Consider the following 17313-nt stretch of genomic DNA (forward strand, 5'->3'; position numbering starts at 1 on the left):
ACCGCCCACCACCCCAGGTCGTTTCCCGAACGCCACACCGCGCCGCTCATCGTCCGCTCACCGCCCGCACGTACCCGGCCGGCTCCAGCAATCCCGCCGCGGCGGCGTCGGCCACCTGCAACAGCGGCCCGCCCAACGGCCCGAGCAGCAGCGCGCACCCGCCGAGCGCCAACGGCGGTCCGAGCAGCGCCAGACCGGGGCGGGCGGTTCCTTCCCGGGCCGCCCGCGGTGCCTCACCCCAGAACGCCACCCCCCAGATCTTCAGCATCGACAGCAGCGTCACCAGGCTGACCAGCACCGCCACCGTCAGCACGAGCCAGTCACCGGTCTCGTTGGCGGCCCGCAGCACCAGAAACTTGGCGAGGAACCCGCCGAACGGGGGCAGCCCGGCCAGGGACAGGGCGGCGACGCCGAAGGCCAACGCGAGCAGCGGGCTGGACGAGGCCAGCCCACCCAGCCGGCTCAACCGGTCGGTACCGCGGGTGGACCGCACCGCCGCCGCGCACAGGAACAGTGCCGCCTTCACCAGCACGTACTGGGCCAGGTAGAAGATGGCGGCGGCGAGACTCGCGGCGGTGAACAGGGCCAGCCCAAGCAGCACGTACCCGATCTGGCTCACCATGTGGAAGGACAACACCTTCCGCATCGAACCGACGCCGATCGCGCCGAGCACCCCGATCACCATGGACGCCAGCGCCACCGCCACCAGCAACGGGTGATACGCGGAGTCACCGCCGTACAACACGGCGTAGATCCGGATGATCGCGTACAGCCCCACCTTGGTAAGCAGACCGGAGAAGAGCGCGACGACCACCGGTGACGCGACCGGGTAGGCGCGGGGCAGCCAGTCGTGCAGCGGCACGAGCGCTCCCTTGAGCGCGAATGCCAGCAGCACGACACCGCCGGCGACTGCGGCGGCGGGGACCTCCCGGGCCACACCGGCGAGCTCCGCGAGCCCGACCGTACCGGTAACCCCGTAGAGCAGTCCGACACCGGCCAGCAGGATCGTGGAGCCGAGCAGGCTGGTGGTGATGTACACCCGGCCGGCGCCGGCCCGCCCGGGTCCGCCGGAGAGCGCCAGCAGCACGTAGGACGGAACGAGCATGACCTCGACCAGCACGAACAGGTTGAACAGGTCGGTGGTGAGGTAGGCGCCGTACGCACCCGCCGACAGCACCATCGTCAGCGGCAGGAAGGCCTGCCGGCGGTCATCACCGGTCCCGACGGCAGCCACCAGGCAGGCCAGCACCACCATCGCCGAGACCGTGACCAGCAACGCGCTCAGCGGGTCGGCCGCCAGGGTGATCGCGACCACCGGCGGCCAGTCGCCGACCCGGAACACCGGAACCTCGCCGTCGGAGGTCGCCACCAGCAGAACGACACCCACCGCGATGACGGCCGCCGTAGCGAGCAGCGCGACCACCCGTCGCAGCACCAGCCGGTCGGGGAGAGCGAGCAGCACGGCGGCGGCGAGGAGCGGGCCCGCCACCGGAACAATCAGCAGGATGCTCACCGCGGCCCCCCATCCCACGTCTCCGGTGGTCGACTCCCCCGCCGGGAGGCACGGCGCAGCAGCCGCAGCAGGTAGACGGTGATGCCGAAGGTGATCACAATCGCGGTCAGGATGAAGGCCTGGGGCAGCGGGTCGGCGCTCTCCGCGCCCCCGCCGTCAACCGGCGGCTCCCGCCGGTGCAGGCCGCCAGCGGCCAGCAGGAGCACGTTCACCGCGTGCCCGAGCAGCACGAAGCCGAGCACCAGCCGCAGCTGCCCGGGGCGGAGCAGAAGGAAGACGCCGGCCGCCACCAGCACCCCGACGATCAGCGGCCCGCTCATCGGACCCGCTCCCGAACCGGCCCGGGCGCGGGACCGGCGGGCGCGCTGTCCAGTCGGCGGACCGCCGCCACGACCAGGGCCAGCACCATCAGGTACACACCCAGGTCGAACAGGAGAGCCGACGACACCGAACCGACGCCGGGCAGGGGGAACTTGACCGGGGCCAGAAAGGCAAGGCCCCCGGCCAGCGGCACCAAGCCCGCGACGAGCGCCAGTAGCAGACCGACGGTGAGCAGCGGCGCTCCCCGAAGCCGGCCCAGCAGCGGCGCTCCCGCCGGGTGCGCCAGGTGACCGAGTCCGACCGCGGTACCGGCGAGCAGAGCGGCGATGAACCCGCCCCCGAGCTCCTGGTGGCCGCGGAGGAACAACACCGCGGACGCGACGAGCATGACCGGAGCCAGCACGCGGTACGCCAGCTCGAGCACCGGATCGACGGCATGCCGTACCGCGTCGGGAGGATTCGGTACGGCCCCGGCCGGCCGGGCGAGCCCGATCAGCCCAACCGCGACCACCGCGAGTACGACCGCCTCACCGAGGGTGTCCAGGGCCCGGACGTCAACGAGGATGGTGTTGACCAGATTCTGCCCCCCGGTCGCCGAGGACGCCTCCCGCAGGTACCAGTCGCCGGCGGGCGACAGGTCGCGGCGCCCGGTCAACGCCGCCGTCGCCGCCGTCGCCACCACCCCGGCGAGCACTGCCAGCCCGATGCCGGCGACGATCCCCACCCGACGGCCCGGCGCGACCAACCGGCCGGGCCGGCCCCGCAGGGCGAGCATGACCACCACCGTGGTGAGCACCTCGACCAGCATCAGGGTGAGCGCCACGTCCGGAGCCCCCGCGGTGAGAAACCAGACTGCCAGGATCAGGCCGACCGCACCGGTCAGCGCGACCGCCGCGAGCGCCGAACGGGTGGTGACCAGGCCGGCGAGGGTCACCAGGAGCAGCACGAGCACGAGCCAGTCCCCGGGCCGGGTGGCATCTGGGTGCCGGGTGGGTAGCGGGCCGAGGAGCAGCGCGGCGACCGCCGCCAGCGCCACCACGGCGAGCAGTGGCCGGGCCAGGTAGGGGGCGGGGGCCGTGACCTGTGCGGGTCGGGCCACGACCGCCCCGAAGCGCACCAACGCACGCCGCCACCGCTCGAGGTATCCGGTGAACGGAGGCGTGGTCGGTATCGCCGCGAGCACCGGATCGGTCCGGCGCCGGTACCAGAACAGCAGCGTCCCGAGCAGGACGGTGAGCGCGGAGAGCCCGAGCGCCGGAGTAAAGCCATGCCAGAAGGCCAGGTAGGGCGCCGGCCCCTGAGGCCGGGCATCGCTGGCGGCCCGCTCCACCATCGGGCTGAGGAGGGCGACGACGGGGCCGAGAGCGGTGGCGAGGAGCGCCGCGACAGCTGCCGGTGCCAGGAACGACCAGGCCGGTTCGTGCAGCTCACGCTGCCGGGTCGGGCCGGAGAGGACACCGTGTACCAGCCGCGCGGCGTACGCGAAGGTGAGCGTCGCGGCGAGCACCGCCAAGCCGGCGGCGACCCACCCGAGCAAGGGCACGTCGTCCACCGTTACGAGCGCCTCGAAGATCGCCTCTTTGCCGACGAAACCGATCGTCGGCGGCAGACCGGCCAACGACATGGCCGCCAACACGGTCAGCGTCACGGTGATCGGCATCGACCGCCGCAGCCCGGAGAGGGCCCGGATGTCCCGGCTGCCCGCCTGGCGGTCGATGATTCCCACCAACATGAACAGCGTCGCCTTGAACAAGGCGTGCGCGATCGTGTACAGGATCGCCGCCGCGTCCGAGGCGGGCGTGCCGACGCCGATGACGCTGACCAGCAGGCCGAGCTGGCTCACCGTGGAGTACGCGAGCAGGGCCTTGAGATCGTGTTGGCGGAGCGCCAACACCGCGCCGACGATCGCGGTGAGCAGCCCGAGGCCGATCAGCGTGAGGTCCCAGGGCCACCGACCGCCGAACAGCGCCGAGAAGCGCATCAGCAGGTAGATGCCCGCCTTCACCAGCGTGGCGGCGTGCAGGTAGGCGCTGACTGGGGTGAGGGCGACCATGGCACCGGGAAGCCAGAAGTGGAACGGCACCTGCGCCGACTTCGTGATGGCCGCGAAGATCACCAGGGCGCCCGCCGCCCAGGCGGGTCCGGTCGCCAGCCGGCCCGGATCGGCCAGGATCAGGTGGAGATCGCTGGTGCCGAAGCTCGCGATCAACACGACCACCGCCACCAGCAGCGCCACGCCACCGGTGGTGGTGACGACGAGGGCCTGGATCGCCGGCCCGCGAGCCTGCGAGCGACCGTCCTGCCCGATGAGGACGAACGACAGGATGCTCGCCAGCTCCCAGAAGACGAACAGCAGCAGCAGGTCGTCGGCGAGCACCAGACCCAGCATCGCCCCGGCGAAGAGGGTCATCGTCACGTACACCCGGGTGTGTCGGCTGCCCGGGCTCAGGTAACGCGGACAGTACGCCATCACGAACGCGCCCACTCCCAGCACCAGCAGGGCGAAGATGAGACTGAGCGCGTCCATCCGCAGCTCCGCGGAGATCCCCAGCGACGGTAGCCACGGCCAGTTGAGGATGATCGCCTCGTCGGCGAGGAGCGCGGGACGCTGGGAGAGGAGCATGCCCGCCCCGGTCAGGTAGCCGACGGCGAGCACGTACCCGGCGTTCCGCCCCAACCACCAGGTCAGCACCGGCGCCACGGCGGCGAGGAGGAACTGCCCGCCGAGGACGACAGCGAGAATCATGCCGGCCCGCAGCAGCCGGGCCGGCGTCGCCCACGAGCACCCGGCACCGCCACGGCCGCCATCGCCTTCTCCCTACTCCACCGACCGCGTCACTCCACCGACCGCGTCGGGGCTGCGGACTACCCGTTCGGCGTCCTTCGACACCTCCACCGACGGACGAATAATCCGGACGTATGTGATGGAACACCGGTGGCGGTCGGCTCCGGTGACAAACATCGCTAGCCTGAGAGGCCAGTGAGATTTCAGCGGCAGACGAGGTTTGCGCGTGACCACGCGAACCAACGGCGGTTCAGCCGCTCCGAACGGAGCCGCCGTCGAGGCGACGAGGAGGACGTCCGTGACCCAACAGACCCGGGACGAGGTGGGCGGTCTGCTGCCACACGATGAGTTCCGCGCCGCCGGGGACGCCATCGTGGCGAACATCGAACAGGTCATCGAGGGCAAGACCGCCACCGTGCAGCTCGCCCTCGCCGTTCTGCTCGCCGAGGGCCACCTACTCATTGAGGACGTACCCGGAGTCGGCAAGACCAAGCTGGCCAAGGCGCTGGCGCGCTCGATCGACTGCTCGGTACGCCGCATCCAGTTCACCCCCGACCTGCTGCCCAGCGACGTCACCGGGGTCAGCGTCTACAACCAGGAGACGCACGACTTCGAGTTCCGCCCCGGCGCGGTCTTCGCCAACCTGGTGGTCGGCGACGAGATCAACCGAGCCTCGCCGAAGACCCAGTCAGCGCTGCTGGAGTGCATGGAGGAGCGGCAGGTCACCGTGGATGGCGTGACCTACCCGCTGCAGACGCCATTCATGGTGGTCGCCACCCAGAACCCGATCGAGATGGAGGGCACGTACCCGCTGCCGGAGGCCCAGCGCGACCGCTTCACCGCCCGGATCGCGATGGGGTACCCGGATGCCGGGGCCGAGCTGGCGATGCTCGACGGGCACGGGGCCAGTGACCCGCTGGAGTCGCTACGGCCGGTCTCCGATGCCAGCACCGTCAACCGACTCATCACCCACGTCCGGCAGATTCACGTCGCCGACGCCGTCAAGCGGTACGCGGTGGAGCTGGTCACCGCCACCCGAGAGGCCCCCGACCTCCGCCTCGGCGCGTCGCCCCGCGCGACCCTCCAGTTGCTGCGCACCGCGCGCGCGGTCGCCGCGCTCGAGGGACGCGACTACGTCCTCCCCGACGATCTGCAGGTACTGGCCGTACCGGTGCTGGCGCACCGGATCATCCCGACCGCCGACGCCCAGCTGGCCCGACGCACCACCGACACGATCGTCTCCGATCTGGTGCACCGGCTGCCGCTGCCGCAGGAGCGCCGGCGTTCCTCGTACGACACCCGGCCCGTCACCGACAGCGCCCGCGCCCCGTACGAGCCGCGGAGGGCGTGAGGTGCGCGACGGGCTACGCGGGCTGACCACGCGGGGCCGGTCGTTCCTCGCCGCGGCGGTCGCGGCGGGGATCTCGGCCACCATCCTCGGTGAGCGGGACCTGCTCCGGGTCGCGGTACTGCTCACGGTCCTGCCGCTGTTGGCAGCGCTCTACGTCGGCCGCAGCCGGTACAAGCTGGCCTGCAATCGCTCGCTGGAGCCAGCGCGCGTACCCGCCGGCGCCAGCTCCCGGGTGGTGCTGCGCCTACAGAACCTGTCCCGCCTGCCCACCGGAACGCTCCTGCTGGAGGACCGGCTGCCGTACGCACTGGGCAGCCGGCCCCGGGTCGTGCTGGACCGGCTCGGCGCGCAGCAGGCCAGCTCGGTGGCGTACACGGTGCGGGCCGACGTACGCGGCCGATACAAGATCGGCCCACTGACGGTCCGGATAGCCGACCCGTTCGGTCTGTGCGAGGTAACCCGGGCCTTCCCCGGCACCGACCAGTTGACGGTGGTCCCGCAGGCCACTCCCCTGCCCACGGTCCGGCTTCCCAGCGAGTACGCGGGCAGTGGCGACAGCCGGGCCCGGTCGGTCGCGGTGCACGGCGAGGACGACGCGGCGACCCGGGAGTACCGGCTGGGCGACGACCTACGGCGGGTGCACTGGAAGTCAACCGCGCGCACCGGTGAGCTGATGGTCCGGCGCGAGGAGCAGCCCTGGGAGAGCCGCGCCACCGTGCTGCTGGACACCCGGGCGTACGGGCACTGCGGTGACGGGCCCACGGCCAGCTTCGAGTGGGCGGTCTCCGCCGCCGCGAGCATCGCCGTGCACCTGCGCCAGAGCGGCTATCGGCTGCGGCTGCTCACCGGCTCCGGTACGGACATCGACGCGACGGAGGCGACCGGGCACGGACTCCTCCTGGATAACCTCGCCGACGCACGCCTCGACCAGGGGACTGAGATCGCCACGCTGGTCCGGGCGGCTCGGCAACACGTCACCGGCGGTCTGATCATCGGTCTGTTCGGGACGCTGAGCACCGTTGAGGCAGAACTGCTGGCCGCGCTCCGTGGCAACGGCACCACCTGCGTGGCGTTGTTACAGAACAGCTCCACCTGGCTCACCCTGCCGGACAATGCCCGGGCCGAGGCCGACGACGCGTACGCCACCGCCGCGCTCGCGCTGGTACGAGGTGGCTGGCGGGTGATCGGCGTAGACCACGGCTCCCGGTTGCCGGTCCTGTGGCCGCAGGCCGGCCGGGGCTCGCAGGGCTTCGCCGTTCGGGCCGCGTCGGCCGAGACCGTGGCGAGCAGACGATGAACCGGAGGCCGCACGCATGATCTCCCACCGGAACCTCGGCCTGGTCGCTGCCGCCGCGACACTGCTCGCCGCGGCGCCGTTGTCGGCCGTCTTCGACCGCTGGACCTGGCTAGTCCAGTCGACCATGGCGGTCGCGATGGTGGCCGCGGTGGCCGCCCTGGCCCGGCTGGGGCGGGCCCCGCGGTGGGGACAGGTGCTGGCCATGCTCGGTGGCCTGTTACTCGCTCTGACGTGGCTCTTCCCCTCCGGTGCCGAGTTGCTGGGCGTGGTGCCGACCCCGGCCACCATCGGGCACTTCGGGGCGCTGGCGGAAGCGTCACTGGTAGACATGCGCACCTACCGCGTGAAGGTGCCCGACACCGACCCGATGCTCTTCCTCACGGTGCTCGGCATCGGCGGGGTCGCCGTGCTGGTTGATCTGCTGACGGTCGGGCTGCGCCGGCCCGCGCTCGCCGGCCTGCCGATGCTGGCCATCTACTCGGTCCCGGTGGCCATCTACGTGGACAGTGTCCCGCCGCTGCCGTTCGTCATCGGCGCGGCCGGTTACCTGTGGCTGCTGGCCGCCGACAACGTCGACCGGGTCCGGCGGTTCGGCCGGCGTTTCACCGGCGACGGCCGGGGGGTGGAAGGGTGGGAGAACTCCCCGCTTGCCGCCGCCGGTCGCCGGCTCGCGGCGGTGGGGGTCGCGGTCGCGGTCCTGCTGCCGCTGGCGGTGCCGGGGATGACCGGCGACCTACTCGACAGATTCGGCTCGGGTAGCGGGGAGGGCGCAGGTGGAGCGGGCCGGGGTACAACCGGCCAGGTTGACCTCTTCTCGGCCCTGCAGGGCCAGCTCAACCAGGGCGAGATCACTGACCTGGTGAAGGTGACCACCAATGCGCCGTCCCCCGCCTACCTCCGGTTCGGCACTGCCGACCAGTTGCGCAGCGACGGCTTCCGGCCACGGTCTCTCAGTGGCCCGTCGGCCAACCGGGAGTTCAACCCGACCGTGCCAGACCGGGAGGGAATCACCCGCGCCCGCTACCAGGCGACGGTGGAGGTGACGGAGAGTTTCGACATGCCGCTGCTGCCGGTGTACGCCGAGCTGGCGCGGTTGAACCTGAACGGCAGATGGTCCTACGACCCGTACCAACAGGTCGTCTTCTCCAATCGGGAGCATTCGGCGGGCAAGCGCTACGAGTTCGAGTACGTGCAGTCGACCTACTCCCCGACGGCCTTGCGGCAGGCCCGCCCGCTCCCGGCCGAGCACGGCCTCCGCCGGCAGACAGCCACGCCGACGGTGCCCGCGGTGGAGGAGCTGGTGCAGGAGCTCACCCAGGACCAAGGCACCGAGTACGACAAGGTACGGGCCATCTATGACCACTTCGCCACCGAGAACGGGTTCAGCTACGCCCTCAGCACCGAGGGGGGCACCAGCGGTCAGGAAATCGTCGACTTCCTCGCCAACAAGGTCGGGTTCTGTCAGCAGTACGCCGCCGCGATGGCGTGGTTGGTTCGGGCCGCCGACATTCCGGCTCGGGTCGCCTTCGGGTTCACCACCGGCAACAAATCCGACGGTGACACCTACGTACTGACCAACCGTAATCTGCATGCCTGGACCGAGGTCTACTTCGACGGGTTCGGCTGGGTTCCGTTCGATGCCACTCCCGCGTACGGCGTGCCGGGGTCCATCCGGTCCGACTGGGCCCCCGATCTTGAGGTGGAGGAGGAGGTTGCCCCGGGACCGAGCGCGACAGCGGGACCGACGGACTCGGGTTCCGGGACGGGTCAGAACCAGCTGGACGAAGGGCTGGAGGAAGAGCTGTCCGGGGAGTCGGGTAGCACCGGCATCCCCACCCGGCCCGGGTCATCCTGGCTCTGGTGGGCGATCGGGGCGCTGGCCCTGCTCGTGCTGTCTTCCGCCCCGGCGGTGCAGCGGTCCGCCCTACGCCGACGGCGCAGTGGCAGACGGATGCCCTCGGCCGTGCCGGCGGGGGTAGCCACGGGCGGAATGTCCTCCGGCGACCAGCGCATGGTGGTGCTGGCCGACGCGGACCGGGCTCGGGCCGACGCGCACGCGGCCTGGGACGAGTTGCTGGACACGTTGGTGGACTTCCGGCAACGGATCAACCGGGCGGAGACCCCGCGCGCCACCGCCAGCCGGCTCGCCCGAGACACCTTCCCGGCGGACAGCGAGGCCACAGCGGCGGTACGGCTGCTGGGCCGGGCCGAGGAACTCGCCCGCTATGCCCCGGATCCGCACCCCGGGGAACCGCTGCTGCCGGCCCTGCGCCGGGTCCGGGCCGCGCTCGTGGCGGAATCCGACCGCCGCACGCGCCTGCTGGCGGCAGTCCTGCCCCCGTCGATGCTGCTGCGTTGGCGGGTCGCCGTCGCAGACGCCTCGGCCCGCCTGGTGGCGTCCTACGGCCGGCTCCGGGCCGCGACCCTACGCTGGAGCCCGCGTCGGCTGTTCGCCGACCGCCACCCCCGTTGACCACACCCGCCCCAACCGGCGACGACCGGTTGGGGCGGGTGTGGTCAAGGGCTCAACGGCGCCCCTCTGGGCGCTGCCGCCACCGGTCCTCCATCCGGTCCAGAATTGACGGTCGACGACCCGACCGACCACGGGGCCGGCGGCGCGTCGTCGTCCCACCCACGACATGCAGGTCGGGGGACTGCGACCGCCGGTGTGACTGCGCCCCGAAGCCCAACGCGGCCAACATGACGACGAAACCCGCCACCGCTAGTGGCGGGGTCTTGATTACCGCGCCGTAAACCAGCAGGGACAGGCCGACGACGACCACGCCGGCAGCGATGAGCAGACGACGCCGCGCGTGGAAACGCGGGTCGCTGGCGCGCACGGCCGAGGCGAACTTAGGGTCCTCGGCAAGCGACCGCTCGATCTGATCGAACAGCCGCTGCTCGTGCTCCGAGAGCGGCACGGCACTCCTCCCCGGTCACGTTGGTCGGCCCGGGCGGCCGACAGACCGTGGCAGCCAACCAGCTGCTTACCCGCAAGTCTACGAGGGCCCTCGCGCGTCGGAAAGCGGGACGACCTATGGCCGGCGCTGATTTTCCCTCAGGTGCTGGTCACGGGCGCGCAACAGGCTGGCTGGACCGATGACGGACCGTCCGAAACGGGCCGCGGCGGCGTCAACGGCGCGTTCGGCTTCCCGCCATCCCCGCGCAGGCTCACCGAGGACGAGCTGCCGAGGTGCGTCCCGGACGGGCATGATCTGCTCGACCCGGATGCCGACCAGCCGAATCGGTTCCCCAGGGTCGAGTAGGGTGTAAAGCGCCCAGGCGGTGTCGAACATCTCCCGACCAACATCGGTCGGAACATCGAGACTACGGGAGCGGCTGACGGTACGGAAATCGGCCAGCCGCACCTTCAGCGCCACCGTCCGCCCCACCTGGCCGGAGTGGCGCAGCCGGGCACCGACCTTCTCGGCGAGCCCGAGCAGAGCCCGGCGGATCTCCCGCCGATCAGTCACGTCAACGTCGAACGTCACCTCCGCACCGACCGACTTCTCCCCCCGTTCCGGGGTGACCCGCCGCGGGTCTCGCCCCCACGCCAGCTCGTGCAGGTGCCGAGCCGCGGCAGTACCGAGCGCCTGCCGGAGCATCCCGTCCGGCGCCCGTGCCAGCTCACCGACGGTGACCAGGCCGAGCCGGCGCAGCGTCTCGGCCGACCGCTCCCCAACCCCCCAGAGCGCCTCCACCGGCAGCGGATGCAGGAAATCGAGCACCCGCGCGATCGGAACCACCAGCAGCCCGTCCGGTTTGGCCCGGGTCGAGCCGAGCTTCGCGACGAACTTGCTCGACGCCACCCCGACCGAGCAGGTGAGCCCCACCTCGGTCGCCACCCGCTCACGGATCAGTTGGGCGATCGCCGACGGCGGGCCGAACAGCCGCTGGGCGCCGGTCACGTCCAGGAAGGCCTCGTCCAGGGAGAGCGGCTCCACCAGCGGGGTGACATCCCGGAAGATCTGCATAACCCGGCGCGAGGCGGTCGTGTAGGCGGTGAAATCGGGTGCCAGGAAGACCGCGTGCGGGCAGAGTGCCCGGGCTCGCGCGGTCGGCATCGCGCTGTGGATGCCGTACCGTCGGGCCGGGTAGCTCGCCGAGCTGACCACCCCCCGCGGCCCGAGCCCGCCGACCACGACCGGCCGCCCGCGCAGCTCCGGCCGGCGGTGCACCTCGACAGCGGCGAAGAACGCGTCCATGTCAACGTGCAGCACTCGACATCCGGAGTCATCGGCGTCCGGCCCGAAACGTGGGTCGCCGCCGCGTGGCAACGACTGGCTGCGGCCCATACCCGGAAGGCTAGTGCGGGTGTCCCCGCCCTGGCCAGCGGCGCGACAGCGGACCCGCAGCTCAGCCCCGGACCACCAGCAGTGGGATCGTCATTTCGACCGCGGTGTCCGAACCGTGGTACGCCACCAGCCGACTCGCCATCGGCGGCTCGGACCGCGTGGCCAGCACGGCGTAGCTGCCGTTGCAGAGCACCACCACGTCCCCGATCCGGCCCAGGTGCTCCTCGGGCACCGGGCCGAACCAGCCAGCTGCCACCAGCTCCGCCCGGGTGGTGACCCGGGCAGCAGCGCCGAGCACGGCCGACCAGGTGGCCACCACGTCGTCCTGGGCACCGGGCCGCACGTGCAGGTAGCGAACTCGGGGCTCGCCGGCCACCACCGTCACGCCGGCGCGCAGGCGCGAGTCGGTGTCCAGGTCGAACCGGTGCTCGGCGGGAATGTCAAGCTGACCGTGGTCGGCGGTGACCAGCAACGCCGCGTCCGACGGCAGCCCTTCCACGAGACGAGCCAGCAACCGGTCGACATCGGCCGCGGCGGCGCGCCAGGGCGCCGAGTCGACCCCGCTGAAATGGCCGTGCCGATCGAGGTCCGGATGGTAGCCAGAGACCAGGGCGGGCCCGGGCCCGGCCGTCAGCGCGGCCAGCATCTCCCGACCCAGCTCGGCAACGCCCGCCGCGCCCCGGTAGTCGCCGCCCCGATTGGCCGCCAGCGTGAGGCCGCTGCCGCCGAACTCGGGCCGGCTCACCACTGTCGCCTGGACGCCGGCAGCCCGGGCCCACTCCAGTTGGGTGGGGACAGGCTGCCAGCGCAGCGGCTCCGGGTCGCCGGCCCAGTCAATGTGGTTGAGCACCTGGTCGGTGCCGGGAACCCGCAGGGTGAACCCGAGCACTCCGTGGGCACCGGGGGCAGTGCCCGTGCCCAGGGTCACCAGGCTGGTCGGGGTGGTAGACGGAAAGCCGGAGGTGAGCGGCCGGCCGGCGGTTACGGCCAGCCCAGCCAGATTCGGTGCGTACGGCGTGGCGGTGGGGATCTGATGCCAGCCGAGCCCGTCCACCAACAGCACAGCGATCCGGCGCACGCCGTCGAGCGCGGCGGTCAGGCCGAGCACGTCGGTCGCGCCGGGCACCCCCAACACCGCGAGCGCGGCGGGCAGGATGTCGGCGAGGCTCGCCGTGCCGTACCGGGGGGCGATGATCCCAAACGGATCGCTCGCCCCGAAGTCAGCGGCGGCGGGCGAACCGGCGCTGGACCACGGCGGCGCGGCGCCGGACCGGCGGGTCTGCTCCGGCGGGCCGGTCATGCTCGCCGACGGGCGAACAGGTGTAGCTGGGCGGCGAGGTCCCGCCAGGGCGGTTGGGCGGCGAGCGCCAGCTCCAGCTCCAGCAGGGCGGCGGGCTGGCCGTCGGCGACCGCGGCGGGCAGCAGGTCGGTGAGGACACGTACGCCGTGAATCTCCTCGACCTCCAGACCCGCGGCCGCGAGCAGCGCGGCCGCCTCATCGGCGGCGAAGCGCCGCCGCAGCGTGTCCCGGGGACCGGCGGCTCCGGAGGAGCCGGCGGCGAGTAGTGCGGCGGCATCCAACTGGCCGGTCATCGCCCGACCGAGCACGGCGGCGGCCCGCCCGGCGACCAGCGCGCTCGCGGCCCCGCCAGGGCGCAGCGCGCCGGCCAGTGCGGCGACCACCGCCGCCGGGTCGTCAACCACCTCCAGGACGGCGTGGCAGAGCACCAGGTCCACGCTGGCCGGCTCCACGAGCCCGGCGAGCGCGTCACCGTCGCCCTGCACCGCGCGCACCCGGTCGGCGACCCCGGCGTCAGTAGCGCGGCGGGTCAGCGCGGCGAGCGCGTCGGGATTGGCGTCCACGACGGTCACCCGGTGCCCAGCCTGGGCCAGGGGAACCGCAAAGCCGCCGGTGCCCCCACCCACGTCGAGTACGGTCAGGTCGGCGTCGGCACGGCGGTCCAGCTCGGCGCGCAGCACCGACCAGATGACGGCGGTACGCGGGGTCAGCGGCGGGCCAGCGAGCCGCCCTCGGGTCTGCTCCACCTCGACCAGCCTAGTCACCACGTCCAGTCCCGTGCGGAACGGCTGGCAGGGTCAGGATTCGCCGCCGGTGACGGCTTCCTCCTCGTGCCGCGAACGCACCGAGTTCGCCACCGGCCCCTCGGTGATCTCGTACTCCCGGGCCTCGGCGTGATGGGTGGGCACCCACCCGGCGCCGAGCCGGGTCCGGGTCGTGTTGGCCACCCCACCGTTGTAGGCGCGATTCCCCGTCATCGGTTCGTCCCCTCGTACCGCGCGGGCCACGTTGCCAACGCGGGCAGGAGTCTCCCGCCGCCCGAAGCGAAAAACCGTAACCCGAATCACTTGACGATCACCGAAAGTCGCGGGCGGGCTGCCGAACCTGGAGTTCAATCGGGTCCAGCCGGTCAGCGGTGAGATTGATCACCCCCTCGTGTCGGCGGAGGAGGCCCCGGACCACCAGCCCTCCGCTGTTCTTCGCCACCTGCCGATAGCGCTGCCACAACCCGGGGGAACAGGTGACATTGAGCATCCCCGTCTCGTCCTCCAGGTTGAGGAAGGTGACCCCGCCCGCGGTTGCCGGACGCTGCCGATGGGTGACGATCCCACCGACCCGAACCCGCCGGCCGGGCTCCACCCGCGCCAGCCGGGCGATCGGCACCGCCCCCAGGGCGTCGAGCTGGTCCCGGACGAACCGGGCCGGATGGCTCTCCGGCGACAGCCCGGTCGCCCAGACATCCGCGACGAGACGATCGACCGCCGCCATCCCGGGCAGCGTCGGCGCTACCGTGCCGGGCACGGTACCGGGCAGGCGGTCGGGATGTTCCTGGGCTGCCGCCCCGGCGCTCCAGAGCGCCTGCCGTCGGGTCACGCCGAAACACGCGAAGGCATCCGCGGTGGCCAGCGCCTCCAGTTGCGCGGCGGTCAGGCCCACCCGCCGAGCCAGATCTGACATGTCCCGATACGGCCCGCGTGCTGCCCGCTCGGTCTCGATCCGCTCGGCCACCTCCACGCCGAGCGTACGCACGCTGCCCAGCCCGAGCCGGACCGCCGGACCGCCCAGCCCCCACTCGTGCGGCGGCTCCCCCGGCTGACTTCCCCACCGGGTGTTCGGGGTGGACTCCAGGACCGCCCCGGCACCGCTGGCGTTGACATCCGGCCGGCGGACCTCCACCCCGTGCCGACGAGCGTCATCCACCAGGGTCTGCGGCGAGTAGAACCCCATCGGTTGGGCGTTAAGCAGGGCGGCCAGGAACGGTGCCGGGTGGTACCGCTTGAGCCAGGAGCTGGCGTAGACCAGGTAGGCGAAGCTCATCGCGTGGCTCTCCGGGAAGCCGTAGCTGGCGAACGCGGTGAGCTTGCGGTAGACATCGTCGGCCAGCTCACCGGTGATGCCCCGCTCGGCCATACCGGCATAGAGCCGATCGGCGATCCGGGCCATCCGCTCCGCCGACCGCTTGGCCCCCATCGCCCGACGCAGCTGGTCCGCCTCGGCCGCGTCGAAGCCGGCCAGGTCGATGGCGAGCTGCATGAGCTGCTCCTGGAACAGCGGCACGCCCAAGGTCTTCTCCAGCGCGTTGCGCATCAGCGGATGCGGGAAGGTGACCGGCTCCTGGCCGTTCTTACGCCGGATGTACGGATGCACCGAGCCGCCCTGGATCGGGCCCGGCCGGATCAACGCCACCTCCACCACCAGGTCGTAGAAGCAGCGGGGCTTGAGCCGGGGCAGGGTGGCCATCTGGGCGCGGCTCTCCACCTGGAACACCCCGACCGAGTCGGCCCGGCAAAGCATGTCGTAAACCTCGTCGTCGTCCAGGGTCATGTCGCCCAGCTCGAGCCGCGCCCCGATCAGGTCGTAGCCGTCGTGCAACGCGGCGAGCATGCCGAGGCCGAGCAGGTCGAACTTGACCAAACCGACGGCGGCACAGTCATCCTTGTCCCACTGGAGCACGCTCCGGCCGGGCATCCGCCCCCACTCCACCGGGCACACCTCGATCACCGGCCGGTCGCAGATCACCATGCCACCGGAGTGGATGCCCAGATGCCGGGGAAAGGTCTGCACCGCGTCGGCGTACGCCACCACCGACTCGGGGATGCCCTCGACATCGACCGCGGCGACCGAACCCCACCGATCGATCTGTTTGCTCCAGGCATCCTGCTGGCCGGGGGAGAATCCAAACGCCTTCGCCACGTCCCGCACCGCCGACCGGGGCCGGTACGAGATGACGTTGGCGACCTGAGCGGTGTGCTCCCGCCCGTACCGGGCGTAGACGTGTTGGATCACCTCCTCCCGCCGGGAGGACTCGATGTCCACGTCAATGTCCGGTGGCCCATCCCGCTCCGGGGCGAGGAAACGCTCGAAGAGCAGCCGGTGACGGACCGCGTCAACATTGGTGATCCGTAACGCGTAGCAGACCGCCGAGTTCGCCGCCGACCCCCGGCCCTGGCAGTAGATGTCCTGCTCACGGCAGAACGTGACGATGTCGTAGACCACCAGGAAGTAGCCGGAGAAGCCCAGCTTCTCGATCATGTTCAGCTCATGTTCAAGCTGCGCGTACGCCTCGGGGTGCGCCTCCGGTGGGCCGTAGCGCTCGCGTGCCCCCCGCGCCGTGAGATGACGCAGCCAGCTCATCTCGGTGTGCCCGGAGGCCACCGGATACGCCGGTAGCGCCGGGGCGACGAGCTGCAGGTCGAAAGCGAGTTCCGCACCAAACTCGGCGGCTCGGGCCACAGCCCCCGGATAGGCGGCGAACCGAGCCGCCATCTCGGCACCGCTGCGCAGGTGGGCGGTGCCGGCAGCGGGTAGCCAGCCATCGATCTCGTCCAGGCTGCGCCGGGCCCGGACCGCGGCGAGGGTGGTGGCCAGCCGACGCCGTCCCGGAGTGGCGTAGTGCACGTTGTTAGTGGCCACTGTCGGTAGCCCGGCGGCCTCCGCCAGCTCGGCGAGGGCGTCGTTGCGGTCGGTGTCAACCGGGTGGCCGTGGTCGGTCAACTCCACCGCGACCATCTCCGCGCCAAACAGCGCGGTCAGCTGATCCAGCTCCCGGGCCGCCGCGTCGACTCCCTCGGTGAGCAGCGCGGCCGGCACGTGGCCCTTGCGGCAACCGGTGAGCACCAGCACGTGGTCCCGCAACTCGGCCGCGACCTCCGCCAACTCCCCGTAGACCGGACGGCCCTTCTCGCCACCGCGCAGCTGGGCCCGGGAGATGGTGGCGGCCAACCGGGCGTACCCCTCGTGGCCGTGGGCGAGCAGCAACAGGTGCCGCCCGAGCGGGTCCGGCTCGCCGTTGGGCGCACCCGGCAGGTCGAGGGAGAGCTCCGCACCGAAGACCGTCGGCAGGTGCAGGGCACGCGCCGCCTCGGCGAAGCGCACCACGCCGTAGAAGCCGTCGTGGTCGGTCACCGCGAGCGCGGTGAGCCCCAGCCGGACGGCCTCCTCGGCCAGTTCCTCCGGGTGGCTGGCACCGTCGAGGAAGCTGAAGTTGGTGTGCGTGTGCAGCTCGGCATACGGCACCACATCATCCGGGCGGGCCGTCGCGGGCGGCGGATGGTACGGACGCCGACCGGCCCGCGCGGGGGCATCGCCGCCGTCGGCCTCCACCGCCAGCGGGTCCACCACGTGCAGATGCCGCTCGCCGTCGCGAGTACGACGTTGCCCCCGGGTGGATTCGCCGCTGAGCACCCGCTCCAGCTCCGACCACGGCAGGTCCGGGTTGTGGAAGCTCATCG

12 protein-coding genes are annotated in these 17313 nt (G+C 71.9%); 3 read left to right on the plus strand and 9 right to left on the minus strand.

Translation table 11 applies throughout. The annotated features are described in order from the left end of the window. Window positions 1-46: 46 nt before the first annotated feature. Genes SALPAC4_RS0101765 through mbhE form a run of 3 tightly spaced genes read right to left on the minus strand, consistent with a single transcriptional unit; the run spans window position 47 to window position 4580 of the window. On the minus strand, window positions 47-1531 hold the full coding sequence (locus tag SALPAC4_RS0101765; protein WP_019868905.1) for a monovalent cation/H+ antiporter subunit D family protein: 1485 nt from the start codon (window positions 1529-1531) through the stop codon (window positions 47-49). Further along, window positions 1510-1833, minus strand: a complete 324-nt coding sequence (locus SALPAC4_RS0101770) for a sodium:proton antiporter (protein ID WP_018730724.1) — start codon at window positions 1831-1833, stop codon at window positions 1510-1512. The genes SALPAC4_RS0101765 and SALPAC4_RS0101770 overlap by 22 nt, the downstream gene beginning before the upstream one ends. Further along, complete coding sequence (gene mbhE / locus SALPAC4_RS0101775) at window positions 1830-4580, minus strand: hydrogen gas-evolving membrane-bound hydrogenase subunit E (protein ID WP_019868906.1); 2751 nt, start codon at window positions 4578-4580, stop codon at window positions 1830-1832. Before mbhE ends, SALPAC4_RS0101770 begins: the two co-directional genes overlap by 4 nt. Window positions 4581-4917: 337 nt before the next feature. Between mbhE and SALPAC4_RS0101780 the strand changes: the two genes are divergently transcribed. Genes SALPAC4_RS0101780 through SALPAC4_RS0101790 form a run of 3 tightly spaced genes read left to right on the plus strand, consistent with a single transcriptional unit; the run spans window position 4918 to window position 9740 of the window. Continuing rightward, complete coding sequence (locus tag SALPAC4_RS0101780; protein WP_019868908.1) at window positions 4918-5970, plus strand: AAA family ATPase; 1053 nt, start codon at window positions 4918-4920, stop codon at window positions 5968-5970. Window position 5971: 1 nt separating this feature from the next. Then, complete coding sequence (locus SALPAC4_RS0101785; protein WP_019868909.1) at window positions 5972-7267, plus strand: DUF58 domain-containing protein; 1296 nt, start codon at window positions 5972-5974, stop codon at window positions 7265-7267. A gap of 16 nt (window positions 7268-7283) precedes the next feature. Continuing rightward, on the plus strand, window positions 7284-9740 hold the full coding sequence (locus tag SALPAC4_RS0101790; protein WP_019868910.1) for a transglutaminase family protein: 2457 nt from the start codon (window positions 7284-7286) through the stop codon (window positions 9738-9740). Between the two features lie 52 nt (window positions 9741-9792). On the opposite strand, the gene SALPAC4_RS0101795 is transcribed toward SALPAC4_RS0101790, so the two are convergent. The 6 genes from SALPAC4_RS0101795 to SALPAC4_RS0101820 form a co-directional block, all read right to left on the minus strand. Beyond that, window positions 9793-10188 carry a DUF3040 domain-containing protein gene (locus SALPAC4_RS0101795; protein ID WP_018730718.1) on the minus strand — a complete coding sequence of 132 codons (396 nt, stop codon included), beginning with the start codon at window positions 10186-10188 and terminating at the stop codon, window positions 9793-9795. A 114-nt stretch (window positions 10189-10302) separates the two neighbouring features. After that, window positions 10303-11562, minus strand: a complete 1260-nt coding sequence (locus SALPAC4_RS0101800; RefSeq protein ID WP_027644620.1) for a DNA polymerase IV — start codon at window positions 11560-11562, stop codon at window positions 10303-10305. 61 nt (window positions 11563-11623) lie between these two features. Then, window positions 11624-12862: an alkaline phosphatase family protein gene (locus SALPAC4_RS0101805; RefSeq protein ID WP_019868912.1), complete on the minus strand. Its 1239-nt coding sequence runs from the start codon at window positions 12860-12862 to the stop codon at window positions 11624-11626. Continuing rightward, window positions 12859-13629 carry a class I SAM-dependent methyltransferase gene (locus tag SALPAC4_RS0101810; RefSeq protein ID WP_019868913.1) on the minus strand — a complete coding sequence of 257 codons (771 nt, stop codon included), beginning with the start codon at window positions 13627-13629 and terminating at the stop codon, window positions 12859-12861. Before SALPAC4_RS0101810 ends, SALPAC4_RS0101805 begins: the two co-directional genes overlap by 4 nt. Before the next feature lie 30 nt (window positions 13630-13659). After that, entirely contained in the window at window positions 13660-13839 is a 180-nt protein-coding gene (locus SALPAC4_RS0101815) for a hypothetical protein (RefSeq protein WP_019868914.1), read from the minus strand. Window positions 13840-13936: 97 nt separating this feature from the next. Further along, on the minus strand, window positions 13937-17311 hold the full coding sequence (locus SALPAC4_RS0101820; protein ID WP_019868915.1) for an error-prone DNA polymerase: 3375 nt from the start codon (window positions 17309-17311) through the stop codon (window positions 13937-13939). Window positions 17312-17313 lie beyond the last annotated feature (2 nt).

The organism is Salinispora oceanensis, assembly GCF_000383575.1.
GTDB classification, from domain to species: Bacteria; Actinomycetota; Actinomycetes; order Mycobacteriales; family Micromonosporaceae; genus Micromonospora; species Micromonospora oceanensis.

Coding starts and splice junctions, on each gene's coding strand:
- SALPAC4_RS0101770 (WP_018730724.1), bottom strand. CDS start 1,833: ATGAGCGGGCCGCTGATCGTCGGGGTGCTGGTGGCGGCCGGCGTCTTC.
- mbhE (WP_019868906.1), bottom strand. CDS start 4,580: ATGATTCTCGCTGTCGTCCTCGGCGGGCAGTTCCTCCTCGCCGCCGTG.
- SALPAC4_RS0101790 (WP_019868910.1), top strand. CDS start 7,284: ATGATCTCCCACCGGAACCTCGGCCTGGTCGCTGCCGCCGCGACACTG.
- SALPAC4_RS0101800 (WP_027644620.1), bottom strand. CDS start 11,562: ATGGGCCGCAGCCAGTCGTTGCCACGCGGCGGCGACCCACGTTTCGGG.
- SALPAC4_RS0101805 (WP_019868912.1), bottom strand. CDS start 12,862: ATGACCGGCCCGCCGGAGCAGACCCGCCGGTCCGGCGCCGCGCCGCCG.
- SALPAC4_RS0101815 (WP_019868914.1), bottom strand. CDS start 13,839: ATGACGGGGAATCGCGCCTACAACGGTGGGGTGGCCAACACGACCCGG.
- SALPAC4_RS0101820 (WP_019868915.1), bottom strand. CDS start 17,311: ATGAGCTTCCACAACCCGGACCTGCCGTGGTCGGAGCTGGAGCGGGTG.